General features: G+C 64.3%; 24 protein-coding genes. 12 read left to right on the top strand and 12 right to left on the bottom strand.

Features of this window, described 5'->3' with window-relative positions:
- Positions 1-28 precede the first annotated feature (28 nt).
- Positions 29-907 carry an SUMF1/EgtB/PvdO family nonheme iron enzyme gene (locus BMW89_RS33730; protein ID WP_092034639.1) on the top strand — a complete coding sequence of 293 codons (879 nt, stop codon included), beginning with the start codon at positions 29-31 and terminating at the stop codon, positions 905-907.
- 178 nt (positions 908-1,085) lie between these two features.
- Here the strand turns inward: BMW89_RS33730 and BMW89_RS33725 are convergent, their stop codons facing one another.
- Together BMW89_RS33725 and BMW89_RS33720 are read right to left on the bottom strand one after the other, a co-directional pair.
- Positions 1,086-1,736 (bottom strand): 3-oxoacid CoA-transferase subunit B, encoded by a 651-nt coding sequence (locus BMW89_RS33725; protein ID WP_092034638.1) that lies wholly within the window; start codon positions 1,734-1,736, stop codon positions 1,086-1,088.
- A gap of 15 nt (positions 1,737-1,751) precedes the next feature.
- On the bottom strand, positions 1,752-2,459 hold the full coding sequence (locus BMW89_RS33720; protein WP_092034637.1) for a CoA transferase subunit A: 708 nt from the start codon (positions 2,457-2,459) through the stop codon (positions 1,752-1,754).
- 296 nt (positions 2,460-2,755) lie between these two features.
- Here BMW89_RS33720 and BMW89_RS33715 point away from each other — a divergent pair, with 296 nt between their 5' ends.
- The 4 genes from BMW89_RS33715 to BMW89_RS33700 all read left to right on the top strand — a co-directional run bounded on the left by BMW89_RS33715 (position 2,756) and on the right by BMW89_RS33700 (position 8,115).
- The gene (locus BMW89_RS33715) at positions 2,756-4,705 is read left to right on the top strand and encodes an AsmA family protein (RefSeq protein WP_177196509.1); all 1,950 of its coding nucleotides are present in this window, start codon (positions 2,756-2,758) and stop codon (positions 4,703-4,705) included.
- A gap of 206 nt (positions 4,706-4,911) precedes the next feature.
- Complete coding sequence (locus tag BMW89_RS33710; protein WP_092034635.1) at positions 4,912-6,297, top strand: ABC transporter substrate-binding protein; 1,386 nt, start codon at positions 4,912-4,914, stop codon at positions 6,295-6,297.
- Positions 6,298-6,394: 97 nt separating this feature from the next.
- Positions 6,395-7,267, top strand: coding sequence for a carbohydrate ABC transporter permease (locus tag BMW89_RS33705; protein WP_092034634.1), 873 nt, complete (start codon positions 6,395-6,397; stop codon positions 7,265-7,267).
- Positions 7,264-8,115 (top strand): carbohydrate ABC transporter permease, encoded by an 852-nt coding sequence (locus BMW89_RS33700; protein ID WP_092034633.1) that lies wholly within the window; start codon positions 7,264-7,266, stop codon positions 8,113-8,115. The genes BMW89_RS33705 and BMW89_RS33700 overlap by 4 nt, the downstream gene beginning before the upstream one ends.
- Before the next feature lie 86 nt (positions 8,116-8,201).
- Here BMW89_RS33700 and BMW89_RS33695 read toward each other — a convergent pair whose 3' ends face one another.
- The 6 genes from BMW89_RS33695 to BMW89_RS33670 all read right to left on the bottom strand — a co-directional run bounded on the left by BMW89_RS33695 (position 8,202) and on the right by BMW89_RS33670 (position 14,733).
- Positions 8,202-10,229, bottom strand: coding sequence for a methyl-accepting chemotaxis protein (locus BMW89_RS33695; RefSeq protein ID WP_092034632.1), 2,028 nt, complete (start codon positions 10,227-10,229; stop codon positions 8,202-8,204).
- A 14-nt stretch (positions 10,230-10,243) separates the two neighbouring features.
- Entirely contained in the window at positions 10,244-11,227 is a 984-nt protein-coding gene (locus BMW89_RS33690; RefSeq protein ID WP_244547758.1) for a TRAP transporter substrate-binding protein, read from the bottom strand.
- Positions 11,228-11,318: 91 nt separating this feature from the next.
- Positions 11,319-11,813, bottom strand: coding sequence for a DUF6622 family protein (locus BMW89_RS33685; protein ID WP_502686412.1), 495 nt, complete (start codon positions 11,811-11,813; stop codon positions 11,319-11,321).
- A 19-nt stretch (positions 11,814-11,832) separates the two neighbouring features.
- Positions 11,833-12,645, bottom strand: coding sequence for an ABC transporter permease (locus BMW89_RS33680; protein ID WP_092034630.1), 813 nt, complete (start codon positions 12,643-12,645; stop codon positions 11,833-11,835).
- A 4-nt stretch (positions 12,646-12,649) separates the two neighbouring features.
- Positions 12,650-13,564, bottom strand: coding sequence for an ABC transporter permease (locus BMW89_RS33675; RefSeq protein WP_092034629.1), 915 nt, complete (start codon positions 13,562-13,564; stop codon positions 12,650-12,652).
- Entirely contained in the window at positions 13,561-14,733 is a 1,173-nt protein-coding gene (locus BMW89_RS33670) for an ABC transporter ATP-binding protein (protein WP_092034628.1), read from the bottom strand. The genes BMW89_RS33675 and BMW89_RS33670 overlap by 4 nt, the downstream gene beginning before the upstream one ends.
- Positions 14,734-14,857: 124 nt before the next feature.
- Between BMW89_RS33670 and BMW89_RS33665 the strand changes: the two genes are divergently transcribed.
- Positions 14,858-15,085: a hypothetical protein gene (locus BMW89_RS33665; RefSeq protein WP_092034673.1), complete on the top strand. Its 228-nt coding sequence runs from the start codon at positions 14,858-14,860 to the stop codon at positions 15,083-15,085.
- Here the strand turns inward: BMW89_RS33665 and BMW89_RS33660 are convergent.
- Entirely contained in the window at positions 15,082-16,542 is a 1,461-nt protein-coding gene (locus BMW89_RS33660; RefSeq protein ID WP_092034627.1) for a glycerol-3-phosphate dehydrogenase, read from the bottom strand. The genes BMW89_RS33665 and BMW89_RS33660 overlap by 4 nt on opposite strands.
- Positions 16,543-16,682: 140 nt before the next feature.
- A complete protein-coding gene (locus tag BMW89_RS33655) occupies positions 16,683-19,370 on the bottom strand; it encodes a sensor domain-containing protein (protein ID WP_092034626.1) in 2,688 nt (895 codons plus the stop codon).
- Between the two features lie 202 nt (positions 19,371-19,572).
- Here BMW89_RS33655 and BMW89_RS33650 point away from each other — a divergent pair, with 202 nt between their 5' ends.
- Positions 19,573-20,676 (top strand): NAD(P)/FAD-dependent oxidoreductase, encoded by a 1,104-nt coding sequence (locus BMW89_RS33650; protein WP_092034625.1) that lies wholly within the window; start codon positions 19,573-19,575, stop codon positions 20,674-20,676.
- 144 nt (positions 20,677-20,820) lie between these two features.
- Here the strand turns inward: BMW89_RS33650 and BMW89_RS33645 are convergent, their stop codons facing one another.
- A complete protein-coding gene (locus BMW89_RS33645; RefSeq protein ID WP_092034624.1) occupies positions 20,821-21,000 on the bottom strand; it encodes a YdcH family protein in 180 nt (59 codons plus the stop codon).
- A 330-nt stretch (positions 21,001-21,330) separates the two neighbouring features.
- Between BMW89_RS33645 and BMW89_RS33635 the strand changes: the two genes are divergently transcribed.
- The 3 genes from BMW89_RS33635 (at position 21,331) to BMW89_RS33625 (ending at position 22,156) form a co-directional block, all read left to right on the top strand.
- Positions 21,331-21,537, top strand: coding sequence for a YdcH family protein (locus tag BMW89_RS33635; RefSeq protein ID WP_007596255.1), 207 nt, complete (start codon positions 21,331-21,333; stop codon positions 21,535-21,537).
- Between the two features lie 126 nt (positions 21,538-21,663).
- The gene (locus BMW89_RS33630; RefSeq protein ID WP_092034623.1) at positions 21,664-21,882 is read left to right on the top strand and encodes a hypothetical protein; all 219 of its coding nucleotides are present in this window, start codon (positions 21,664-21,666) and stop codon (positions 21,880-21,882) included.
- 22 nt (positions 21,883-21,904) lie between these two features.
- Positions 21,905-22,156, top strand: a complete 252-nt coding sequence (locus tag BMW89_RS33625; RefSeq protein ID WP_092034622.1) for a hypothetical protein — start codon at positions 21,905-21,907, stop codon at positions 22,154-22,156.
- A 2-nt stretch (positions 22,157-22,158) separates the two neighbouring features.
- Here BMW89_RS33625 and BMW89_RS33620 read toward each other — a convergent pair whose 3' ends face one another.
- A complete protein-coding gene (locus BMW89_RS33620) occupies positions 22,159-22,896 on the bottom strand; it encodes a GGDEF domain-containing protein (protein WP_092034621.1) in 738 nt (245 codons plus the stop codon).
- A gap of 142 nt (positions 22,897-23,038) precedes the next feature.
- On the opposite strand from BMW89_RS33620, the gene purE reads away from it, so the two are divergent.
- On the top strand, positions 23,039-23,527 hold the full coding sequence (gene purE / locus BMW89_RS33615) for a 5-(carboxyamino)imidazole ribonucleotide mutase (protein ID WP_092034620.1): 489 nt from the start codon (positions 23,039-23,041) through the stop codon (positions 23,525-23,527).
- Positions 23,524-24,630, top strand: coding sequence for a 5-(carboxyamino)imidazole ribonucleotide synthase (locus tag BMW89_RS33610; RefSeq protein ID WP_092034619.1), 1,107 nt, complete (start codon positions 23,524-23,526; stop codon positions 24,628-24,630). The genes purE and BMW89_RS33610 overlap by 4 nt, the downstream gene beginning before the upstream one ends.
- Positions 24,631-24,654: the final 24 nt, after the last annotated feature.

The raw sequence follows: 24,654 nt of genomic DNA, 5'->3' as shown, positions 1-24,654 counted from the left end.
GGCCCCTTCTTCTTTCGGGGGGACGACCATGCTGATCGCATTCAAACTGAAACTGGCACTGGCCTGCGTCGCGGGGCTCGCAGGGCCGATCGCAATGGCGCCGCTGGTCTCGGACATGGCGGTGCATGGCACGACCGCAGAGCCTGCGATCGTCAGCATCGCGCCCGGCAGTTTCTCCTATCGCGAAGCCGGCGATTTCACGCGCGCCGGGCGGCAGGCGGAAGCGCCGCTGCGCGCGATGCGATTTGCGAAGCCGCTGCACATCATGCGCGAGCAGGTTTCTTCGTCGGACTATCAGCTTTGCGTGCAGGACGGCGCCTGCCATGCGCTCGATCGCGGCGTCGCGATTGCATCCGATCGTCCTGCGGTGCAGGTGAACTGGCATGATGCGCAGGCCTATGCGGACTGGCTGTCGCGCAAGACCGGTCACACTTACCGCCTGCCGAGCGACGCGGAATGGGCCTTTGCGGCAGGCACAAGGTTCAGGGATGACGGCGCGCCGGTCGACGTGGACGATCCTGCAAAACGCTGGATCAGCCGCTATGAGCGCGAATCCGAACGCGACCTCTCCGACACCACGGCCTACCCGTTCGGCAAGTTCGGCCTGAACGAGCACGGCATCGAGGATCTCGCCGGCAATGTCTGGGAATGGACCTCGACCTGCTTCGTGCGCTCGCGGATCGACGAAGCCGGCAAGGCCGGCCGTCCCACCGTGAACTGCGGCGTGCGTGTCGCCGAAGGCGCGCACCGCGCCTACGTCACCGACTTCATCCGCGACGCCCGCGCCGGCGGCTGCGCGCAGGGCGTACCACCCGCCAATCTCGGCTTCCGCCTGGTGCGCGAGGAGACCTCGTGGGTCGCGAGCGTGTCGGCGCGGTGGGGCAAGGGATGGGCGGCGAGGACGTAGCAGGCCGTCATTGCGAGCGCAGCGAAGCAATCCAGAATCTCTCCGAGGAGACAGTCTGGATTGCTTCGTCGCAAAAGCTCCTCGCAATGACGATGTGGAGACAGTGTGCGCTGAGCACGTTCAAACGAAAATGGCCGGGACGAAGCCCGGCCATCTCACGATTATCGCGAACGCGACCTTAGGTGTTCTTCAGCGCAACCCGGAATTCGGCTTCGGTCTTGGCCTTGACCTCGTCGATCGAGACGCCGTCGGCGAGCTCGATCAGGGCCATGCCGCCGTCGCCGTGCTTGTCGATGGTGAAGACGGCCAAATCGGTGACGACCATGTCGACCACGCGCTCGCCGGTCAGCGGCAGATTGCACTGCTTCAGCAGCTTCGAACCGTCCTTGGCCGAATGCTCCATCACCACGACGACGCGCTTGACGCCGGCGACGAGGTCCATCGCGCCGCCCATGCCCTTGACCATCTTGCCGGGGATCATCCAGTTGGCGAGATCGCCGTTCTGGGCCACCTGCATGGCGCCGAGGATCGACAGGTCCATGTGGCCGCCGCGGATCATGCCGAAGGAATCCGCGCTCGAGAAATACGAGGTCGTCGGCAACTCGCTGACAGTCTGCTTGCCGGCGTTGATCAGGTCGGCGTCTTCCTCGCCCTCATAGGGGAACGGTCCCATGCCGAGCATGCCGTTCTCGCTCTGCAGGCTGACATCGACGCCGTCGGGGATGAAGTTCGAAACCAGCGTCGGGATGCCGATGCCGAGATTGACGTAATAGCCGTCACGCAATTCCTTCGCGGCGCGCGCAGCCATCTGTTCACGGGTCCAGGCCATGTGGCTCTCCTGATCTTAAGCGGCGTTGCGCGGGCGGGTGTTGCGGAATTCGATGCGCTTCTTGGCCGTGCCGACCTCGACGATGCGCTTCACGAAAATGCCGGGCGTGTGGATATGGTCGGGATTGAGCTCGCCGGCGGGAACCAGATGCTCGACCTCGGCCACCGTGATCCTGGCGGCGGTCGCCATCATCGGGTTAAAGTTGCGGGCCGTCTTGCGGTAGATCAGGTTGCCGGCGGTGTCGCCCTTCCAGGCATGGACGATGGCGAGGTCGGCGTACAGGCCACGCTCCATCAGGTACTTCTCGCCGTCGAATTCCTTCACTTCCTTGCCTTCGGCGATCAGCGTGCCGACGCCGGTCTTGGTGTAGAAGGCCGGGATCCCGGCGCCGCCGGCACGGATGCGCTCGGCCAGCGTGCCCTGCGGGTTGAATTCGAGTTCCAGCTCGCCGGCGAGGAATTGCTGGGCGAACAGCTTGTTCTCGCCGACATAGGACGAGATCATCTTCTTGATCTGCCGGGTTTCCAGCAGGCGGCTGAGGCCGATGCCATCGACGCCGGCATTGTTGGAGATGACCGTCAGGCCCTTGACGCCGGACTCGCGGATCGCATCGGACAGCGCCTCGGCAATGCCGCAGAGGCCGAAGCCGCCCGACATGATCATCATGTTGTCTTTTAGAGTGCCGTCGAGCGCCGACTTGGCGTCGGGATAGACCTTGTTCATGCAAAAACCCTCGAACCTTCGGCTTGCAGGCCGTCGCGCCTTATTGGCGGCGATTATTAGGCGAAATCGTCCGAAGCCGTCAATGATACGGGTTCTCCGCTGCACGGGGTGGTGGTAGAAGCTGCCCACGCGGTGGGCAGAACCGCCCGCGGCCTTGAAAGCGACAAGAAAACCCATCAAGTTGCGGCACTTAACATAACAGGACTTGGACAGGATCTTGGGCGCGAGGGCGCGCAGGTTTTCCGGCCCGCCCTTCTGGCTCCAACGACCAACCCGATCAGGACATGCCATTGACCATGGCCCAAGGAATGAAGCGCCTCGGGACGCCGATCGCGGCGCTGCTCAGCGTTGCGCTGATCGCCCTGATCGCGACCTCCTGGCTCATCAACCGCGACACGTTGCGCAAGGCGGTCGAGGCGCAGATCCGCGACGTCACCGGGCTCGAGCTCAGCGTCGCAGGCAACATCGACATTTCGGTGCTGCCGGCGAGCTACATCTCGTTCCATGACGTCGGCCTGAAGGGCGGCGGCACCAGCGACCCCGCGCTGCATGTCGACGTGCTCACCGCCAATCTGCGGCTGCTGCCGCTGCTGCTCCAGCGCTTCGAGATCGCCGATTTGACGCTGCTGCGGCCCCGCATCCATGTCAGCCTGAAGCCGGACGGCGAGAGCAACTGGACGCCTTTCATCCAGACCATCGCGCGCACGATGAAGCCCGGTGCCGACAGCCAGGTGTCGTTCTCGGAGATCAGGATCCAGGACGGCGTGCTCAATTACGAGGACGCCGCCACCCACGCCACCGAGCAGTTCGACGATATCGACCTGTCGCTGGCCTGGCCCTCGATCTCGCGCTCCTTCGCCGCAACCGGGCAGTTCGACTGGCGCGGCGAGCGTGTCGACGGCTCGATCAGCTTTGCCGATTTCGTCGCCGCGCTCTCCGGCGACCGCTCCGGCCTGAAGGCGCGGATCGCCAGCACCCCGCTCAAGCTCGCCTTCGACGGCAGCGTCGCCAACCGGACCAGTCCGATGATGGAGGGCACGCTCACCATCGACAGCCCCTCCTTGCGCAACGCGCTGCGCTGGACCGGCCAGCCGCAACCCGGCAGCGGCGGCTTCGGCCGCTTCGCGCTGAAGGCGCGCGCCAACGTGGTCGGCGCCTCGATCGCGCTCACCAACGTCAATGTCGAGCTCGACGGCAATACCGCCGAGGGCGTCATGACCTACGCCAATAACGGCCGGCAGACGCTGCAGGCGACGCTTGCCGCCGACGCGCTCGATTTCACGCCCTATATCTCGACCTTCCGCCTGCTCGCGAGCGGCGCACGCGACTGGAACAGGCAGCTGTTCGATCTCAACGGATTGTCGACCACCGACCTCGACATGCGCCTGTCGGCAGCCAAGCTGACGGTCGGGCCGACGAAGCTCGGCCGCACCGCGATCGGCGCCAATTTGCGCAACGGCACGCTGGCGCTTTCGGTGGGCGAAGCCCAGGTCTATGGCGGCATCGCCAAGGGCTCGTTCGGCATCGCGCGCTCCGACACCGTCGCCGACATCAAGGCGCAATTCCAGTTCACCGACGTCGACCTCCAGGCCTGCGCCTCCGAACTGTTCGGCCTCAGCAAGCTGTCCGGCCGCGGCAACATCAACGTCTCGCTTTTCGCCTCCGGCTCGAGCCCGTTCGGCCTCGTGCAGTCGCTCGACGGCAGCGCCACCGTCACCGGGCATGACGGCGCGATCGCGGGCTTCAACGCCGAACAGTTGTTGAAGCGGCTGGAGCGGCGGCCGCTGTCGGGCGGCGGCAATTTCCGCAACGGCTCGACCCCTTACGACAACCTCACGATCGCGGTGAAATTCTCCGACGGCGTCGCCACTGCCGAGGACATTCGCATTGAAGGGCCGGCTGCGAAGATCACGATGACCGGCACCGCCTCCGTGCCGACACGCGAATACGACATGAAGGGTGTGGCGAGCCTCAACACGACGTCCGGCTTCGAATTGCCCTTCGTCGTACAGGGCCCCTGGGACGATCCCCTGATCTTCCCCGATTCGGAAGTCCTGATCCGCCGCTCGCCTTTCGGTGCGCAACTGCTCAAGCCGCAGAAGGACGATAAGACTGGCGACACGGTGCGATCGGTCATCGAGAAGATCACCGGCGTCAAGCGCCCCCCGCCGGCAGACTCGCCGACGGCCGAGAACGCCAGAGAAAACGCCAAGGACACCGCCAAGGACAACGCGAAGTCCAACTGACGACGGCGCTTGTCCGGCGCGGCACGATCAGCTGCGAATTGATCTGCCCGAATTGATGCGGCGATTGGATCGATGCACGCATTAAGCACCTCCTCTCGCCCGACACCCCACGACCGAGGTCTGACAAGATGCGTTGATTGCGCTACCACCATGCGCTAGTGTTTTCTCCGACCGGCTAAAACACCGGCGGCTTGAGGGAGAAAATCGTGAAATCCAAGGTTATTGGCGCAGTATCAATGGCGGTCGCTGCGGCCGGGCTGTTTGCAGCCGCTGCACCCGCATTTGCGCAGCAGAAGACGATTACGGTCTGGTGGGGCAAGGGCTTCTACCGCTCCGAAGACGACGCATTGCTCGACACAATCAAGAAATTCGAAGCCAAGACCGGTATCAAGGTCGAATTGTCGCAGTACGCGATCCAGGACATGATTCCGAAGACGGTCGCAGCGCTCGACGCCGGCACCGTGCCCGATGTCGCCTATTCCGACAGCTACGACGTGCAGGCGCAGGGCAAGTGGGCCTATGAGGGCAAGCTCGAGGATCTCTCCGAAGTCATGGAGCCGATCAAGGGCCGGTTCGTGCAGAACACGCTGGACGCCTCGATCCTCTATAACGACGTCACCAAGAAGAAGGCCTATTACGGCTTCCCGCTGAAGCAGCAGAGCATGCATGTCGAGATCTGGAACGACATGCTGGAGAAGGCCGGCTTCAAGCTCGCCGACATCCCGACCGACTGGGCGGGCTACTGGACGTTCTGGTGCGACAAGGTGCAGCCGGGAATCCGCAAGGCCACCAGCCAGCGCATCTACGGTGTCGGCCAGCCGATGGGCGTGGAATCGACCGACGCCTTCCAGTCGTTCTACACCTTCATGGACGCCTATCACGTCAAGCTGGTCGACGACGACGGCAAGCTCACGGTCGACGATCCCAAGGTGCGCGAGAACCTGATCGGCGCGCTGAAGGACTACACCGACACCTATATCAAGGGCTGCACCCCGCCGTCCTCCACGACCTGGAAGGACCCGGACAACAACGTCGCCTTCCACAACAAGACCATCGTGATGACCCACAACTTCACGATCTCGATCGCGGCGAAGTGGTTCGAGGATTCGCAGAACCAGGCGCTCACCCAGGAGCAGCGCGACGCCGGCAAGAAGGCCTATGAGCAGGACATCGTCACGGCGTCCTTCCCGAAGGCGCCGGATGGTTCGACCATCCGCTACCGCTCCGACGTCAAGACCGGGCTGGTGTTCACCGCGGCCAAGAACAAGACCGAGGCCAAGCAGTTCATCAGCTTCCTGCTCCAGGAAGAGAATGTCCGCCCCTATATCGAGGGCGCGCTCGGCCGCTGGTTCCCGGTGACCAAGGCGAGCCAGGACAGCCCGTTCTGGCAGGCCGACAAGCACCGCAAGGCCGTCCACGCGCAGTTCACCGGTGGCACCGCGGCGTTCGACTTCACCAAGAACTGGAAGTTCACGATCCTCAACAACGAGAACGTCTGGGCCAAGGCGATGAACCGGGTCGTCAGCGAGAAGGTCCCGGTCGACAAGGCCGTCGACGAGCTGATCGCCCGCATCAAGCAGGTTGCAGGCTAAGTTCTCTTTCTTCCTCTCCTCGCTGGCGCGAGGAGAGGCGAAACGCTAATACCGGCCGCCTCGTGCGGCCGGAAGTCCTTTCAAAGAGTCCCGAAGAATGGCGATTACACTCTCTGGCGATCAGTCGATCCCCACTCCACCGCTGTCGTCGCGGCTGACCACGACGCAGATTTGGGGCATCGCGCTGATCGCGCCCTATCTGCTCGTCTTCCTCGCCTTCGTCGTCTATCCCGTCTGCTACGGGCTGTGGCTGGCGCGGGCCCCGTCGAACTATGTCGCGCTCTACAACGATCCGATCTTTGCGCGCGCCGCGGTCAACACGCTGATCTTCCTGGTCATCGGCATCAACATCAAGATGCTGATCGCGCTGTTCCTGTCCGGTTTCTTCGCCCAGCAGCGGACCTGGATCAAATGGCTCTCGGTGGTCTTCATCCTGCCCTGGGCGGTGCCGTCGATCCCGACCATCCTGTCGGTGCGCTTCATGTTCAATCCCGAATGGGGCGTGGTCAACCACCTCATCTTCAATTTCACCGGCGACGACGGCCCGAACTGGCTGAACGACCCGACGGTGGCGCTGACCATGGCGATCGGCGTGCACATCTGGAAGTCGCTGCCGTTCTGGACCTTGATCCTGATGACTGGCCGGCTCGCGATCGCGCAAGATCTGTTCGAGGCCGCCGAGGTCGACGGCGCGAGCTGGTGGCAGAAATTCCGCTTCATCACCTGGCCGTCGATGCAGACCCTTTACATCACCTGCACGCTGCTCTCGATGATCTGGACGCTCGGCGACTTCAACAGCGTCTATCTGCTCACCGGCGGTGGCCCGGCCGACCTCACGCACGTGCTGTCGACGCTCGGCATCCGCTATCTCCGGCTCGACCAGCTGTCGCTCTCGATGGCTTCCATCGTCTGCGCGATGCCGTTCGTCCTGCCGCTCGTTTATTACATGATGAAACGGTTGTCGCGATGAAGCTCCCCACCCTGCGCGAAGTCGGGACCGAAGCGCGGCTCTTGCTGATCGGAATTCCCATCTTCCTGTGGACGATGATTCCGATCTACCACATGTTCCTGTTCGCGATCTCTCCGAAGGAGGACGCGTTCTCGGGCAAGCTGTGGCCGGATCATCCGACGTTGCATAACTTCGAGATCGTGTTCAAGCAGCAGCATTATTTCCTGCGCGACTTCTACGTTCAGTTCTGGAATTCGCTGGTGATCGCGGCTGCCGTCGGCGTCTTGACGCTGGTCATCGCGACCGCCGCGGCGTTCTCGATTTCGCGGCTGCGGGTGCCGGGCGGGCGTATCGTGATGAACCTCGCGCTCTTCACCTATTTCATCCCGGCGGCGTTCCTCGCCGTGCCGATGTACCGCACCATGGGCAATTACGGCCTGCTCAACAATCACTGGTCGCTGATCCTGGCCATGGTGACGATCGCCAGCCCCTACGCGATCTGGGTGCTGAAGCAGGCCTCCGACAAGCTCCCGGTCGAGCTGGATGAAGCAGCCGTGATGGACGGCGCGACGACGCTGCAGATCTTCCGCCTGGTCTATCTGCCGCTGATGATGCCCTCGCTGGTCGCGATCGGCACCTACGCGGTGCTGCTGGCGTGGAACGAATATCTCTACGCGTTCCTGCTGCTCTCGAACGACCGCGAGATCACGCTTCCCGTCGCGCTCGGCAACTTCCTCGCCGCCGACGACTCGCCCTGGGAGCTGTTGATGACGACCGGCTTCATCTACGCGCTGCCGCCGGCCGCGATCTACTACGCCTTCCGCCGCTACATGGTGGGCGGGCTCACGGCGGGTGCGGTGAAGTCCTGAAATTGGCCCGCAGGTCGCGCCCGAGCGGCGCGGCCTGCCGGATCGCCACGATGCGCCCAACGAAGGGCGGCAGCGCGCAAAGATCCTCAGGCCGCCTTGCGCACAGTCTGCAGAAACTCTGCGACAGCTGTCTTGAGGGCGCGGGCCTGATCCTGCAACGCCGACGCGGCTGTGAGTGCGGCTTCGGCGCCGGCATCGGTCTCGCCGGCCACCGTGCGGACGTCGCCGACCTGGTCGGTCACGGCCGCTGTGCCGTTGGCGGCCTGCTCGACGTTGCGCGCGATCTCGCTGGTTGCCGCACCCTGCTCCTCGACGGCTGAGGCAATCGTCGTCGCGATCTCCGTCATCTCGGCGATGGTTCTGCCGATCTGGCCGATTGCAGCGACCGATTGTCCGGTCGACCCCTGGATCTCGGCGACGAGCCCTGCGATCTCCTCGGTGGCGCGCCCGGTCTGGGTCGCAAGGCTCTTCACTTCGTTGGCGACCACGGCAAAGCCCTTGCCGGCATCGCCGGCCCGCGCCGATTCGATCGTGGCATTGAGCGCCAGGAGGTTGGTCTGGCTCGCGATCGCCTGGATCAGCTGGACCACGGTGCCGATCCGCTCCGCCGAATCCGACAGCGCGCGCATCAACGTCTCGGTACGCGAGGCCTCTTCCTTGGCCTGATCCGACACCGACACGGAGCGCGCGACCTGGCTCGAAATCTCCTTGATCGAGGCGGCGAGCTGATGCGTCGCGGCCGCGACGGTCTGCACGTTCGAGGACGCCTGGGCCGATGTCGCGGCGACCTGCTCGGCCAGCGAGCGACCACGCTCGGCGACACGGGCAAGACTACCGGCGCTCTGGCCCATCTCCTCGGCACGGCTCGAGACGCCGCCAATGACGCCCTCCATGCCGCGATCGAAGCGGTCGGCGAGCTGAGCCATCATCGATGCACGTTCGGTCTCGGCTGCGGCACGCTGCGCGGCAGACTCCTGCTCCATGCGTCGGACGGTCTGCGCGCTCTGGCGGAACACTTCGACCGCGCCGGCCATGTGACCGATCTCGTCGCCGCGCTCGCCGCCCGGGATGGCCTCATCGAGCTCGCCCGCCGCAAGGCTCTGCATGCGCAAGGTCATCTGGCCGATTGGCCGCGACACGCTGCGTCCGATCAGCCAGGCCAGCAAGGCGCCGAGAACGAGCGCGAACGCAGCCACTGTGAACACGAGATTGCGGGTCTGATCGACCGATTCAGCCGTCAGCCGGCTCTGCTCGGTGCGCGTCGCGCCGAGCGCCCGGCTGATCTCGGCCGCCTTGGCGTCGATCGCGCTGCTGGACTTGACCAGATCGGCTTGCGCCTTGCGCAGCTCGCCCATCGCCGCAGACAGCTCCGTCAGCGTCGCCGATTGATCCGCAAGCACCTTTTTCAGGGCCGCAACCAGGTTCTTCAGTCGCGGCGCCTCGACATCGGCGATCTCCGCCTCGCTATCGGCCACCGCGGCCAGCGCATAGCCGATCGTCATCCCTGCATCGTCGGCGTCGACCTGGGCCTGGGTGATGGTGAAACGCAGCATCGAGACGCGCGTCGCGTCCACCGTGCCGGCCAGACGCAGCGGCTGGATCAGACGGTCAGGCTGGTTCGCAAGCGCGACGTTGATCGCGCCGACGTCGAGGCCTGCCGAGGCACCGAGTCCCTCGCTTTTGGTGCTTGCGTTGCGCAAACGATCGACTGCGGCGGCGACCGCCGTGAAGGATTTTCGATAGGTCCCAAGCGCATCGACCAGCGCGCTCCGGCCGGCGGCGATGGCCGGCAGGCGGGCGAATTGCTGATCGACCTGGTCAAAGGTCTGGCCAAAGCCGTCGATCGCCTTCATGGCGCTATCGCGGTCGCCGAGATTACGCGTGCGGATGAATTTCTCGACGGTGACATTCGACGAGAGCAGCGCGGCGTGCACCCTCGCCATGCCGGCATCGCCATCGGCGCTGGTGACGAGCTCTCCGACGGTGCCTCCGATCTTGGACAGCCGCATGACGGCAAGCAGCGCCAGCACGCAGAGAAAACCCAGGACCAGCGCGAAGCCGCCGAAGATGCGCGGGCGGATGCCGATGCGCGACAGGATCAATGACAGGTTCATGATGTTTCCCGCGATTACGGCGTAGCCCGGATCCGGGCGAGCAGATCCTTGCCGAAGCGCTTCTCGAATTCAGGCTCCAGGGGCTTCACGGCATCGATGAAGGGTTGGCGATCGACCTTCTCGATGATCTCCATGCCGGCCTTGCGCAGCTCCTCGATCTTTTTTGTCTCTTCCGCGACGCCGCTCTGCCAGGTCGCCTCCGCACCGGCCTTGGCCGCGGCGATGATGGCGGCCTGGTCGGCCGGCTTCAGGGCCTGGAACACGTCGCGATTGGCGACGAAGGCGATCGGTGCGAAAAAATGCCCGGTCAGGCTGGCATATTTCTGCACTTCCTCGAGATGGCTGGTGGCGATCGTCATGACCGGGTTCTCCTGCCCGTCGATGCGGCCATCCTTCAGCGCGGAATACACCAGCGTGAACTCCATCGGCACGACCTCGGCGCCCAGCGCCTTGAAGGTCATCTGATAGACGTCGTTCGGCAGCACGCGGATCTTCAGGCCGCGAAGGTCCGCCGGAGAATGAATCGGCCGCTTCGAGTTGGTGACGTTGCGAAAGCCTTGCTTGCCGATCGCGAGCAGCACCAGACCCTTGTCGGCGAAATGCTTGGCAAACAGCGCGCCGACCGGCCCCTCTGCGACTGCCTTGGCTTGCGCCGCATCGCGAAACAGGAACGGCACGTCGAATACGCCGAACTCCGGCACGGCGGAGCTGACGACCGAACCGGACAGCGTCGCCATGTCGACCACACCACTGCGCATGGCGGCAAGGATCGCCGTCTCGCTGCCTAGCGCGTTGCCGGCACGTGCATCGAGGATGATGCGGCCCTGTGCGAGCTCGCCGAGCTTGCGGCGAAATTCGTCGGAGCCGATCTGCTGCGGCGACTGCGGCGAACCATTGTACAGCAGCGACACCATCTGCGTCGCAGCAGCCGACGGCCGCACAGCGAAACAGAATAAAGCCAGTACCGTGCTGGCCACACCAATATAAAGCCGCTTCATCGCCCTCTTCCCCAAGCGAAGCGACGATAACGAGATAAGCTATATGAATTATTAACTATGTTGGGCGGTGCCTGAGCACCGCGCACACGGATCATCCTTCAGCGCGTTTGCGTCGATACGCGACCAGCAGCGCGATGGTCGAGCCGATGAAATAGCCGGCGGTGGCGCCGGAGATGGCACGTCCGACGATGATCGCGAGCGCGCGGTCACCGGCATCGATCGCCGAGATCACGCCGACCGCGTATTGCGAGGCGAAGACAATGAGATTGCGGATTAGACCAAATGGACTGCCCGGACGGATGATCTGGCCGGTCGTGTGATCTACCTCGAAAGAGCGCGGCGTCAGCACGCCAAGGGGCAGCAGCACCAACGCGGCCGCAGCCCACGCGACCAGCGGCCATGCGCTGTCTTGATGCCCGAACCCGATCCGTGACATTCCCCAGACGATGAACACGACCGGCACGATCAGCGCCCGCCAGATCGGAATCGTCCGCGGCTGCATCGCCTTGATACCCTGCCATACCAGATAGGCGAGCAGCGCCCAGACCCAGACCGGCGTGTGGATCAGGACCTGATAGGCGAACATCACAGCCAGTCTCCCCAGCTCACAGCGGCGCGGCGCTCTCGCCTTGCGAGCTCGACAATTTCGAAGCAAGCGAAGCAATCACGATGACGACAGCGATCAAGCCGATCACCAACGTGCAGATCGCGTTGATCTCCGGCTTCACGCCGAGTCGCACCTCCGAATAGATCCGGATCGGCAACGTCGCCGAACCTGGACCTGTGGTGAAGCTCGCGATCACGAGGTCGTCGAGCGACAGCGTAAACGCCAGCATCCAGCCGGCGACGATCGCGGGCGCGATCAGCGGCAGCGTGACAGCGACGAACGCGCGCACCGGGTTGCAGCCGAGGTCCATCGCCGCCTCCTCCAGCGAGCGGTCGAGCGAGCCGAGGCGGGACTGCACGACGACAGCGACGAAGCACATCGTCAGCGTGGTGTGCGCGATCGTCACCGTCCAGAAACCGCGCTCGGCGTTCAGCGCCACGAACAGCAGCAGCAGCGACAGTCCCGTGATCACCTCCGGCATGACGAGCGGCGCATAGAGCATGCCGGAGAACAATGTGCGGCCACGGAATCGCTCGCCGCGCGACAGCGCCACCGCGGTAAGCGTGCCGAGCAGCGTGGCAATGGTCGCGGAGGAGACCGCCACCTTTACGCTCATCCAGGCCGCCTCGATCATGGCGCGGTCATTGAAGAACTCGTGATACCAGCGCAGCGACCAGCCGCCCCACACTGTCACCAGCCGCGAGGCGTTGAAGGAATAGATGACGAGAATGATGATCGGCAAATAAAGGAACGCCAGCCCCAGCGCGAGCGAGGCGATGTTGAAGCGGGACAGGCGGGAGATGTTGTGCATCGCCTCAGCGTCCCTGTTCCAACTGGCGCTTCTGGAGCCGTTCGTAGAGCAGCAGCGGCACCAGCAGCACCACCAGCAGAACGATGGCTGCGGCAGAAGCGACCGGCCAATCCTTGTTGGTGAAGAATTCGAGCCACAGGGTCTGGCCGATCATCAGCGAATTGGAGCCGGCCAGAAGATCCGGGATCACGAACTCGCCGACGATGGGGATGAAGCACAGGAGCACGCCTGCGCCGACGCCGGGCAGCGACAGCGGAAAGGTGATGAGCCAGAACACCTGCCAGGGCGGCGCGCCGAGATCAGAAGCTGCTTCCTCCAGCACCGGCTCCATCTTGGCGAGCGTGGCATAGAGCGGCAGGATCATGAAGGGCAGATAGGAATAGACGATGCCGATATACATCGCGGTGTCGGTGGAGAGCCATACCACCGGCTGGCTGACGAGATGCAGCGCCAGCAGGATCTGGTTCAGCAGGCCGTCGTGCTGGAGGATGTTGATCCAGGCATAGATGCGGATCAGGAACGAGGTCCAGAACGGCACGATCACCAGCACCATCGCCACCGCCTGCCAGCGTTTTGGCAATCGCGCCATACCGTAAGCAATGGGATAGCCGATCAGGAGCAGCAGCGCGGTCGCGGCGAATGCGACGGTGAGGCTGCGTACATAGGCGAACACATAGAGGTCGTCGGAGACGAGCAGCCTGAAATTGTCAATCGACAGCGCGGCGAACGCCGCCTTCAGCGCTTCCCATCCCGCCGTCAGATCGAACACCGGCTCGTAAGGCGGCTGCGCGATCGCCGTCTGCGACAGGCTGATCTTGAGCACGAAGCCGAACGGCACCAGGAAGAACAGCACCATCCAGACATAAGGCGCCATGGCGGCAAAGCGCGCCGGCCGCGCGAAGATGCGGCGCCCGCTCATGACGTCAGCACCACGCAATCGTCGGGCGTGAACCAGGCGACGACATGCTGGTTCAGACTGTAGGCGTCGACATCGAGGCGCGCGCTGTTGGCGACGGAGGCCTGCACCATCCCGCCGGTATCGAGCTTCACCTTGTAGGTGGTGGTACCGCCGAGATAGCAGATGTCGGCGATGACGCCGTCGAGCCGGTTGAGCGCCGTTTCATGACCGGCCTCGCTCACGGGACCGCGGCGCGACAGCTTGACCTTCTCGGGGCGGATCGCGACCGATAATTTTCCCGCACCCACCGGCTCGCGCGGCTCGGCCACCACCAAGGCCCCGGCACCACTTGTGCCGATGATCAGACGATGACCATCGCGCAATTTGGATTCGGCCTCGAACAGATTGATGTCGCCGACGAACTCCGCGATCCAGCGCGAGCGTGGCGCCTCATAGAGTTCGCGGGGGCTTGCGACCTGAGCGAGCTTGCCGGCCTTCATCACGCCGATCCGGCTCGCCATCGTCATGGCTTCCTCCTGATCGTGGGTGACGATGATGAAGGTCATGCCGAGCCGGCGTTGCAGCTCCATCAGCTCACCTTGCGTGTTTTCGCGCAACTTCTTGTCGAGCGCCGCGAGCGGCTCATCGAGCAGCAGCAATTGCGGCCGACGCGCCAGCGCGCGCGCCAGTGCGACACGCTGGCGCTGGCCGCCGGAGAGCTGATCCGGCTTGCGTTTCTCGAGCCCTTCGAGCTTCACCAGCGCGACCATCTCCGCAACGCGCGTCGCGATCTCGGCGCGCGCCAGACGCGCGCGCTTCAGGCCGAAGGCGATGTTGTCGCGCACGGAGAGATGCGGAAACAGCGCATAGTTCTGGAACATCATGTTGATCGGGCGCTCATGCGGCAGCGCCTGCGCGATGTCCTTGCCGCCAAGCAAAATGCGTCCCTCGTCGGGCGCCTCGAAGCCGGCGAGCATGCGCAGCAGCGTGGTCTTGCCACAGCCGCTGGGCCCGAGTAGCGCAAAGAACTCGCCGGCCTTGATGTCGAGCGAGACACCGTCCACGGCGCGGAACGTCCCGAAGGTCTTGGCGACGCCCTCGATGCGCAGCAGGGGCTGGCCCGCTGCGGGATACGCATCCGCGCCGACCGCATTGGCCGCGGCGTCTGTCCTGGGCAACTCGTCCGTCATGGTCCCTGCCAACCCCGATTCCGCCGCACGCTAGCGGCCGGAGGGCCTTTGCTCAACCGCTTCGCGGCGGATCGTCCCAAATTGGCCTTCATGCCGGACCTCCGAAAGACGTATGATCACAGACATGACCAAGTTGCTGGACGAGGCCTTCGAGATCGCACGCGGTCTATCTACGGAGACGCAGGACGATATTGCCCGGATCGTGCTGCAGCTTGCCGGCGTCAAAGCGGCCGCTCTCATCATCCTCTCGGATGATGAGAGAACGGCAATTGCCGCATCCAAGGAAGCGGCTGCACGAGGCGAATTCGCGACTGAAGCTCAAGTCCAGGCTACTTGGCGCAGATATCTCTAGCTCACACCCGCCATGAACGCGGCCAGCGCGTCACGGTCAGCCGCTAGCATCGTCAGACCCAGCTTGGAACGTCGCCACAGGACATCCTCCGGGAAGCGTGCCCACTCGTGGGCCATGAGGTAGCGCACCTCGGCGCCGGTCAGCTCGGGGCCGAAGGCAGGGCCTAGCTCTTCGCGGGTCTTGGACTCGCCGAGCACCGCCGGCAACCGGGAGCCGTAGGCCGCAACCAGACGCTGGGCCTCTGGCTCCGACAGAAACCGCCAGCGGTCGCGCGCGAGGTCGATTTCGGTGTCGAAGCGGTCCCAAGCAAAGTCTCCGCCGGGCAGCGTGGCGCCGGCGGTCCAGGACGGCGACATCGGATAGAACGGCGTCAACCGCGTCACGGCCCGCTCCGCGCGCAGGCGCGAGGTGGTGACGTCGCCGCCGAACATCGTGATCAGCGGCGCCTTGCGCCGGCGTGCATGAAACAGAGTCGTGCCGTCGCGCCCTCGGGCGGACGCCGGCGTCAGGTTGACGCCAGAGACCGTGCGCACCACGTCGGTCGGCGCAACGCGCTCGCGAAAATAGCGGCTGGCGGCTTCGCAGAGATAGCTGACATCGGCACCCGGCATCGCCACGATCGCGGGATCGCCGGTGAAGGCATGCGTGACCGTACCGATCAGCGTGAAGTCACGCTCGAAGGGCCGGGCGAAGATCAGCCGTCCGTCATTGTTCTGGAAGACGTAGACATTCTCGGATTCGAACAGCCTGGGAACGATGATCTGGCTCATCTGCATCGCCACCATGGCGGGCTGCGGCTGCCGCAGCACGGTGTCGGCGACCATCGACGTCCAGCCGCCTGAGGCGTTGGCCAGCGCCCTCGCCGTGATCGTGCGGCGAAGGCCACGATCGACCACCGCGAGCCGCCAGGTGTCGGTCCGATCGGCCCGGACGCAGCGCGCCCCAGTCTTGATCGCAGCGCCGCGTTCGGCGGCATCCAGCGCCGTGAGCACGACCAGGCGGGAATCATCGACCACGCAGTCCGAATATTCGAACGCGGTACCAAACGGACGCTTCAGCGCGTTGCCAACGGGATGGTGTGTGATGTCGAGCGTGGCCGCGGCAGGCAGTCCGCTCCGGTTCGTCAGGCTGTCATAGACATAAAGGCCGGCGCGCAGCAGCCATGGCGGGCGCTCCTCGGAATGGGCCGGGATCACGAAACGCATCGGCCGCACCAGATGCGGCGCGATGGCAAGCCAGGTCCGCCGCTCGGCCAGCGCCCGTCGCACCCGCCAAAAACCGCGGCGCTCCAGCACCGACAGATCGCCATGGATCAGACGCGGCGTCGCCGACGAGGCCGCGCCACCGAGATCGCCCTGCTCCAACAGGATGACCCTTAAGCCCCGGCCCGCCGCATCGCGGGCGAGGCTGACACCGTTCAGGCCGCCGCCGATGATCGCAAGGTCGTAATCCGCCATGAAGCCGTCGGGTGGGAGCGAAGAAAGCGCCTACACCACTAGAGCCATTTCCGTTCCGATGAAATCGGAACGGGGCTCTAGATTCTTCTTTTGACGCGTTTTCTTGACGCGAACCGGTACCCACTTCGCTCGAAAACGCTTCAGCCGGTCTTGAGCGCAAGCTCCATGGCCTCGGCGCGGCCGACGAGGCCGGCATATTTCCCGATCGGCAACGGCTTGCCGAGCAGATAGCCCTGCACGCCATCACACCCCTCTTTGGCAAGGAAGGCGAGTTGCTCCGCCGTCTCGACGCCCTCGGCGACAATCGACATTTCGAGGCCGTGGCCGAGGCCGATCACGGCGCGCACGATCGCCGCCGACTGCGGGTTGCGGCCGAGATTCATGATGAAGGCGCGGTCGATCTTGATCTTGTCGAACGGGAACGCCTGGAGATAGCTCAGCGAGGAGTAGCCGCTGCCGAAATCGTCCATCGAGATGCGCACCCCGAGCGACTTCAGGCGGCGCAGGAGTGCCAAGCCGCGATCAAAATCCTCGATCAGCACGCCCTCGGTGATTTCGAGCTCGAGCCGTCCGGGCGAAAGCCCCGTCTCGAGCAGGATCGAATGCACGAGCCCGACCACGTCGCCGTGCATGAACTGCGCCGGCGACAGATTGACCGCGACCTGGAGCGGTGTCGGCCAGGACGCCGCTTCGCGACAGGCCTGCCGCAAAATCCACTCGCCCATTTCGACGATCAGGCCGCTCTCCTCGGCGATCGGAATGAATTCGGCCGGCGAGACCTGGCCGCGCACCGGATGCTGCCAGCGCGCAAGCGCCTCGAAACCGATGATCTCGCTCTCGGCGACGCTGTGGCCCGTGGCGCCCTGCGGCTGAAACGCCAGCGACAGCTCGCCGTTCTTGATCGCCATCGACAGGTCCTGATGCAGCACGCGGCGATCGCGAATCTGCTGGTCCATCTCCGGCTGGTACAGGCTGATCGTACCGCGCGACTTCTGCTTGGCGCGGAACAGCGCCGCTCCGGCATTGGCGAGCAGCGAGGCGCCATCGGCACCATTATGCGGAAAGACCGACATGCCGGTGGTGACGCCGGCGCGGACCGGCCGGCCGTCAATCTGGAATTCCCGGGCGACGGCATCACCGATCTGCTGCGCCAGTGAAAGACCCGACTCCGGCTGCTTGCCGTCGATGATCAAGCCGAACTCGTCGCCGGACAGGCGCGCCACCACGCCGCCGCGCGCGGAATCCTGGAGCCGCTGAGCGACTTCGACCAGGAGCTTGTCGCCGAGCGCATGGCCGAAGACGTCGTTGACCTCCTTGAGGCCGTCGAGATCGACGCAGAGGACGGCGAACTCCTCGCTGGTGCCTTCGCAGGCCTCGATCATCTGCGTCAGCGCCTGCAAGAAGGCGGCGCGGTTCGGCAGATCGGTGAGACCGTCGTGATAGGCCATGTGCGCCATGCGCGACTCGGTCTGCCGGCGGTCGGTGACGTCTTCGTGGGTCTTGATCAGATATTGCGGCTCGCCGGCATCGTTCAAAACGGTGGCGCGGCGGGTCAGGAACAACCGCAGCCCGTCCTTGGTGGAGATCGGATGCTCCTCGGTGATCATCCCGCGCTTCTTGATCGCGGCCTCGTCGCGCGCGATGATCAGCTTGGCTTCCTTGGGATTGAAGATATCGGACGCGGTCAGGCCGGTGGCATCCTCGCGCCTGCGGTTGAGGATGGTTTCAGCGCTGCGGTTGGCGAGCAGATAGCGGCCGTCCTTGACCTGCTCCACGATCAGCGCGACCGGGATATTGTCGACCACGAGCTCCAAAAACTTCTTCGTGCTTTCCAGCTCCTGCGACAGCGAGCGGCGGTCGGTGATGTCCTCGAACACCACCAGCAGGAATTCGGGCTTGTTGCTCTCGTTGCGGACGACGATCCGGATCGAGGCGACCATGCGCCGCGACCCGCCGCGCTCGACCTCGAACTCATTGCGATACTGTCCATCGGACGCCAGGAGCGCAGTCCGGTCGGTCGCCTCGATGCTGGCCGCAGAGCTGGGCGCGAACAGCTCACGTGCATTCTTGCCGACGACATGGTCGCGCGAAAAGCCCCAGAACCGCTCATAGGCGCTGTTGGCGAAGATGTAGCGTCCGTCCTCGATGTTCTTGGCGGCGACGCAGGCCGGCACGTTGTCCAGCACCGTTTCCAGAAACTGCTTGGTGGAAGCAAGCTGCCGCGACAGCTTGCGCTGCTCGCTGACATCCAGATGCGTGGCGACCGAGCCGCCGTTCGGCAGCACGAAATATTTCACCAGGATGGCGCGGCCATCGGGCAGTTCGGTGATCAGGCCGTTGGGGCTCGCCGCCTTGTCGTAGAACTCGTCGTCGGAAACGCCGCCGACGACCCCGCGCTTGCGCCTGAGCTCGAGGATGTCGTAGCCGGTCATGCCGGCCCACAGCTCCGAGCGCGCCAGGCCGTAGATATCGAGATAGCGGTCGTTGCAGAAGATGATGCGCCGCTGCGCATCTGTCATCACCACGCCCTGGTTGAGATTGTTCATGGCGGAGGAGACGAAGGCGTTGCGCCGCAGTTGCGACCGCTGGGTCCGGCGCAGCGCGGAATGGATCCACAACGCGACGGCCGCCAGGAACGCGCAAACGACAATGCCCCCGATCAGGGTTTCCCAGATCAGGTTCGGATCGAGCTTGCCGAGATAGCTCGGCGCCTCGAAACTGTCCGACAGCGCAGAGGCACGCGCAGGCGCGACCGCGCCCGCCAGGCACACGGCGGCCTGCACAGCAATCGGAAGCATGCTGCCCGCGTGCCAGTTCTTTTCAGCCATCAGCCACCCGCGATTTCAACGTCGGATTGTCTGGCCTCGCCGGTTTGGATCGGGTAAACGCCTGTACGCGCAACAGAAAAATGTGACGCCAAATACGGCAATTGCCCTGACATGATAAATGCTTCCTTAACGGAAAACGGCCCCGCGCCCTCGTTCTCGCCTCCAATGCCACCGGCGCTTCCAGCGGACAGCCTGCACAACCATGGATAGGGTCGATTGCATCGTCATCGGAGCCGGCGTGGTCGGGCTCGCGGTGGCTCGAAAGCTCGCGCAGGCCGGGCGCGAGGTGATCGTGCTCGAGGAAGCCGAGGCCATCGGCACCATCACCTCCTCACGCAACAGCGAGGTGATCCATGCCGGCATTTACTACCGCGCCGGGAGCTGGATGGCGCGCATGTGCGTCGACGGCAAGCACGCGCTCTACCGCTACTGCGGCGAGCGCGGCATCCCGCACAAGAATTGCGGCAAGCTGATCGTCGCGACCAATTCGAAAGAGACCGAGAAGCTGCAATCGATCAAGGCGCATGCCGAGGCCAATGGCGTGCTCGACATGCAGCTGCTCACGGGCGAGGCCGCACGCGCGCTGGAGCCGGCGCTGGCCTGCGACGCCGCGCTACTCTCGCCCTCGACCGGCATCATCGACAGCCACGCCTATATGCTCTCGCTGCGCGGCGAGGCCGAGGCCGCCGGCGCGGCCTTCGCGTTTCACACCCCGCTGATCCGCGCCAAGGCGGCGGCCGGACTGATCGAGGTCGATGCCGGCGGCGAGGCACCGATGGCACTGCAATGCAGCCTCCTCGTCAACGCTGCAGGGCTCGCGGCGACGAATGTGGCGCGCCACATCGACGGCATGCCGATTGACCGGATTCCACTGGCCTATCTCGCCAAGGGAAATTACTTCAGCTGCAACGCCAAAGCGCCGTTCTCACGCCTGATCTATCCGGTGCCCGAGCCTGGCGGCCTCGGCGTGCATCTGACACTGGACATGGCGGGACAGGCGCGTTTCGGCCCCGACGTCGAGTGGATCGAAACGATCAACTACGAGGTCGACCCGTCACGGGCCGAACGCTTCTATCCGGCGATCCGCAGATATTGGCCGACGCTGCCCGATGGCGCGTTGATGCCGAGCTATTCAGGCATCCGCCCGAAGATCGTGCCACCAGCGGTGGCGACGCAGGACTTCCTGATGCAGGGTCCGCACGATCACGGCGTCGAAGGACTGATCAACCTGTTCGGCATCGAATCGCCGGGGCTGACGTCCTCGCTCGCGATCGCCGATCACGTCGCCGAGCTCGCAGGCATCTAGAGCGTTTTCCATCAGAACGGAAATAGCTCCAGCTCCCGCGCAATAATGATCACACGGGTGCGCACCTTGCAGCAGGGATGAGCGCAATAGCTCTCACCCCTGCCTGAAAGGGTACGATCAACTCTACGCTGTTACGGGGGGTTACTAGTGGAGCGTGTCGCCGTGCCTCAGACGCTCGATCTGGTCCTTGACCATCAACTTGCGGCGCTTCAACTCAACAATTTGCAGGTCGTCTGTTGAAAGGTGCACGAGAGCTTCGTGCAATTCGTGTTCGAGAGTCTTGTGCTTCCGTTCCAATTCAACCAGATGTGCCTGAATTGTCATTCGAAACCTCCTCGGTAGGGTTTGACCTTAGGATTCGATCCGGACGAGGAAGTCTACATCACCGATTCGTTCTGTCGATGGGTATCCGTCGTCGCAGTGTCATTTTTGAAAATTCATATGTAACGAAGCGTGAGTAATGGAACCACGCTGGAAAAATCCATGATATCAATACGCTTGCGCAGCGCTGCCGCGAATCGTCGAAATATCTTGCGGGAGATCGGTGAGCGGCTACCCGAGATCGCTTGCGATCACGGCGCGCAAGGACGATAATTTCCACAGGGCATCCACAGCCTTAATCTCACGCCTATCGGTTTTTCGGCCACCGCAGACATGACCAATGAAGATGCGCGCGAACTCGAATCCGAGCTCGCCCGGTTGCACCAGGAACACCGAGATCTCGATGTCGCGATCGATGCACTGCATCAATCGCCTGCCCCCGACCTATTGCGGTTGCAGCGGTTGAAGAAGCGCAAGCTGTTGTTGCGCGACCGCATCGCATTCATCGAAGACCAGATCACGCCCGACATCATCGCCTGATCCACAGGGCAGATTTCGCGGCGGCTCGCCGCATGTGAATCCGCTTGACTCCAAAAGAACAAAATAGGAACATTTGGCCAGCCCAACGCCCCTGGGAACGCCCGAGAAACACCAAGGACAACGCAGATGTCGGCAACCGCCCTTCTCGACAACAGCCGTTATGAACAGGCCTGCGATCAGGCGATCGCGATGTGCGACGGCAATCTTCGCAGCACCATCAAGGCGCTGATCATGGCCAACGAATATCTGGAAGCAGAGCTGGAAGAATTGCAGGCGGCAATTTCGGCCGGCTGCATTCCGGAGACCTCGCGCAGCAAGATGCGGAGCAAGAGCAGCGCCGCCTGATTTTAGGACCCGGAGCAACGCCATGTCGGACGTGACCTACTACGTTGCAATGCCCTTCCTGATCGATGCCGACGGATCGCCTGTCGCAGGCGCCGCGGAGGAATGCCAGAGCTCGACGGCCGCGTTGCGGCGCGCCGAGATCTTGTCGCACGGTGCCGGCAACATCGGCGCAGTCGCGTTCAGCCGCAGCGGCGATCCCATGACCGGCGAATTCGGTGACGCCACGCTGCTGCGCAAATTCGGCAACGTGCCGGAAGATCTCGCCACGCTGTAAGATCAGCTGCTGACGAGCCTGATCCGCGGCTCGTGCCGCCGGCTGGCTTTGCGCACATACATGGCGGCATCGGCTTCCTCCATGGCACGGGCTGAATCGGACTGCGCTCCCAGCAGCGCGACGCCGGCGGAGGCGCCCGCGGTCACGTGCTGGCCGCGAAAGACGAAGGACAATTCGTCGATCGCCTGCTCGAAGGCCGCCGCCTTCGCCTTGGCATCGGTCTCGCTGAGATTCCAGAGCAGCAGCGCGAACTCGTCGCCGCCGAGCCGGCCGACCACATCCGAGGCGCGGATCTGCCGCGTCAGGGTCGCCGCGATCGCCTTGAGCACCTCGTCGCCGGCGGCGTGGCCGAAGGAATCATTGATCGGCTTCAGCCGGTCGACGTCGAGCACGATCAGTGCGCCGCTGGCGCGATACCGCTTCATGTAGGCGACGGCGCGCGTGAGCTCGCGCTCGAAGCCGCGCCGGTTCGGGATCTCGAGCAGGAAATCGGTGCCGGCGGCAGCTTCCAGCTCGGCGACCCGCCGCTCCGCCGCCTTCAGCTTGCTCCGCAGGCCGCGGATGGTCGCCTTGGTGTCGTCGGCGGTCGACGCTCCGCGCCGCGACGGCTTGACAGAATTCTTGGCCGGATTCCTGGTCGGATTCCTGGCCGGGCGCTTCGGGGCGGTTTTGGATCGGCTCACGCCAGCTTTTCGGCCCTTTTTGGCCTTCGCAGCGCTCGCCCTTTTTGGTTTCTTCATGGGCATCCTGCTCAATTGAAGGCTTGCGGGGATTCACCAAGACAGGATAGTCCATTCCCTTCTCCTTGCCACCGCCTTGCGAGCCACCGGCCGGAACCGTTAATCTGGCCTATCCTTCTGTTTTCCGAGCACAATTGACGTCATGACCGCGCCAATCGCCATCATCATGGGAAGCCAGTCGGACTGGGAGACGATGCGGCACGCCGCCGACACGCTCGCAGCCTTGGGCGTTACCGCCGACACCCGCATCGTTTCGGCCCACCGCACCCCCGACAGGCTGTTTGCCTTCGCCAAGGGCGCCAAGGCGGCAGGCTTCAAGGTCATCATTGCCGGCGCCGGCGGCGCTGCGCATCTGCCGGGCATGGCGGCGGCGCTGACGGAACTGCCGGTGTTCGGCGTTCCCGTCGAATCCAGGACGCTCAAGGGCATCGATTCGCTCTATTCGATCGTGCAGATGCCTGCGGGCATCCCGGTCGGCACCCTCGCCATCGGCAAGGCCGGCGCCATCAACGCAGCGCTGCTTGCGGCCGCCGTGCTGGCCCTGTCCGACCCGGCGCTGTCCGATCGCCTCGCCGCTTGGCGCAAGGCGCAGACCGATGCGGTCGCCGAGCGCCCGGAGGACAAGGCGTGACGGACGCAAAGCAGGTGAAGCTGAAGCCCGGCGACACCATCGGCATCCTCGGCGGCGGACAACTCGGGCGGATGCTGGCGATGGCGGCGGCGCGGCTCGGCCTGCGCTGCCAGGTGTTCTCGCCCGATCCGGACTCGCCCGCCTTCGACGTGGTGCTGAATGCGACCTGCGCCGAATATGCCGACGTCGAGGCCCTCGAGCTGTTCGCCAACGACGTCGACGTCATCACCTATGAATTCGAGAACGTGCCGTCCGCCGCCGCGATGGTGCTGGACGCGCGCCGGCCCGTGCTGCCCAACCGCAAGATCCTCGAGACCACCCAGGACCGGCTCGCCGAGAAGGATTTTGTCACGCGCCTCGGCATCGGCACCGCCGCCTATGCCGACGTCACCTCGGTCGCTTCGCTGCGCGAGGCCATCGTGAAGATCGGCCTTCCGGCGGTGCTGAAAACCCGCCGCTTTGGCTATGACGGCAAGGGCCAGGCCATCATCCGCGAGGGCGACGACATCGCCAAGGTGTGGACCAGCCTCGCCACCAAATCGGCGATCCTGGAAGCCTTCATCCCGTACGAGCGCGAGATCTCCGTGATCGCCGCGCGTTCGGCATCGGGCCAGGTCGAATGCTTCGACGTCACCGAGAACGAGCACCGCGACCACATCCTGAAAATATCCCGCGCGCCCGCGCAGATCCCGGACTCGCTCGCCGAAGAAGCGCGCAGCATCGCCGGCAAGATCGCCAGCGCGCTCGATTATGTCGGCGTGCTCGCCGTCGAGATGTTCGTGCTCGCCAACGGCACCGGACCGAAGGTGCTGGTCAACGAGATCGCCCCGCGCGTGCACAATTCCGGGCACTGGACGCTGGACGGCGCCTCCGTCTCGCAGTTCGAGCAGCACATCCGCGCCATCGCCGGCTGGCCGCTGGGCAAGCCGGTGCGTCACGGCGACATCGTCACCATGACCAATTTGATCGGCGACGAGATCAACGATTACGAGAAATGGCTGACCGTCCCGGGCGCCACCGTGCATCTCTACGGCAAGGGCGCGCCACGCCCCGGCCGCAAGATGGGCCATGTCACCGAAGTCAGGCCGACGAAGGACAAGTAAGGGGACCGCAGCGAATGCCGCGAT

The sequence above is a fragment of the Bradyrhizobium sp. OK095 genome, assembly GCF_900109945.1.
Lineage (GTDB): Bacteria > Pseudomonadota > Alphaproteobacteria > Rhizobiales > Xanthobacteraceae > Bradyrhizobium.
Note: the sequence above shows the minus strand (reverse complement) of the source record. Positions and strands in the feature narration are given on the sequence as shown.

Excerpts from the sequence above, each read along its gene's own strand:
- BMW89_RS33630 (WP_092034623.1), top strand. The coding sequence starts at position 21,664 with ATGTCGGCAACCGCCCTTCTCGACAACAGCCGTTATGAACAGGCCTGC.
- purE (WP_092034620.1), top strand. The coding sequence starts at position 23,039 with ATGACCGCGCCAATCGCCATCATCATGGGAAGCCAGTCGGACTGGGAG.
- BMW89_RS33635 (WP_007596255.1), top strand. The coding sequence starts at position 21,331 with ATGACCAATGAAGATGCGCGCGAACTCGAATCCGAGCTCGCCCGGTTG.
- BMW89_RS33685 (WP_502686412.1), bottom strand. The coding sequence starts at position 11,813 with ATGTTCGCCTATCAGGTCCTGATCCACACGCCGGTCTGGGTCTGGGCG.
- BMW89_RS33675 (WP_092034629.1), bottom strand. The coding sequence starts at position 13,564 with ATGAGCGGGCGCCGCATCTTCGCGCGGCCGGCGCGCTTTGCCGCCATG.
- BMW89_RS33660 (WP_092034627.1), bottom strand. The coding sequence starts at position 16,542 with ATGGCGGATTACGACCTTGCGATCATCGGCGGCGGCCTGAACGGTGTC.
- BMW89_RS33670 (WP_092034628.1), bottom strand. The coding sequence starts at position 14,733 with ATGACGGACGAGTTGCCCAGGACAGACGCCGCGGCCAATGCGGTCGGC.
- BMW89_RS33680 (WP_092034630.1), bottom strand. The coding sequence starts at position 12,645 with ATGCACAACATCTCCCGCCTGTCCCGCTTCAACATCGCCTCGCTCGCG.
- BMW89_RS33650 (WP_092034625.1), top strand. The coding sequence starts at position 19,573 with ATGGATAGGGTCGATTGCATCGTCATCGGAGCCGGCGTGGTCGGGCTC.
- BMW89_RS33620 (WP_092034621.1), bottom strand. The coding sequence starts at position 22,896 with ATGAAGAAACCAAAAAGGGCGAGCGCTGCGAAGGCCAAAAAGGGCCGA.
- BMW89_RS33690 (WP_244547758.1), bottom strand. The coding sequence starts at position 11,227 with ATGAAGCGGCTTTATATTGGTGTGGCCAGCACGGTACTGGCTTTATTC.
- BMW89_RS33625 (WP_092034622.1), top strand. The coding sequence starts at position 21,905 with ATGTCGGACGTGACCTACTACGTTGCAATGCCCTTCCTGATCGATGCC.
- BMW89_RS33715 (WP_177196509.1), top strand. The coding sequence starts at position 2,756 with ATGGCCCAAGGAATGAAGCGCCTCGGGACGCCGATCGCGGCGCTGCTC.
- BMW89_RS33720 (WP_092034637.1), bottom strand. The coding sequence starts at position 2,459 with ATGAACAAGGTCTATCCCGACGCCAAGTCGGCGCTCGACGGCACTCTA.
- BMW89_RS33725 (WP_092034638.1), bottom strand. The coding sequence starts at position 1,736 with ATGGCCTGGACCCGTGAACAGATGGCTGCGCGCGCCGCGAAGGAATTG.
- BMW89_RS33645 (WP_092034624.1), bottom strand. The coding sequence starts at position 21,000 with ATGACAATTCAGGCACATCTGGTTGAATTGGAACGGAAGCACAAGACT.
- BMW89_RS33655 (WP_092034626.1), bottom strand. The coding sequence starts at position 19,370 with ATGGCTGAAAAGAACTGGCACGCGGGCAGCATGCTTCCGATTGCTGTG.
- BMW89_RS33705 (WP_092034634.1), top strand. The coding sequence starts at position 6,395 with ATGGCGATTACACTCTCTGGCGATCAGTCGATCCCCACTCCACCGCTG.
- BMW89_RS33695 (WP_092034632.1), bottom strand. The coding sequence starts at position 10,229 with ATGAACCTGTCATTGATCCTGTCGCGCATCGGCATCCGCCCGCGCATC.
- BMW89_RS33700 (WP_092034633.1), top strand. The coding sequence starts at position 7,264 with ATGAAGCTCCCCACCCTGCGCGAAGTCGGGACCGAAGCGCGGCTCTTG.
- BMW89_RS33665 (WP_092034673.1), top strand. The coding sequence starts at position 14,858 with ATGACCAAGTTGCTGGACGAGGCCTTCGAGATCGCACGCGGTCTATCT.
- BMW89_RS33730 (WP_092034639.1), top strand. The coding sequence starts at position 29 with ATGCTGATCGCATTCAAACTGAAACTGGCACTGGCCTGCGTCGCGGGG.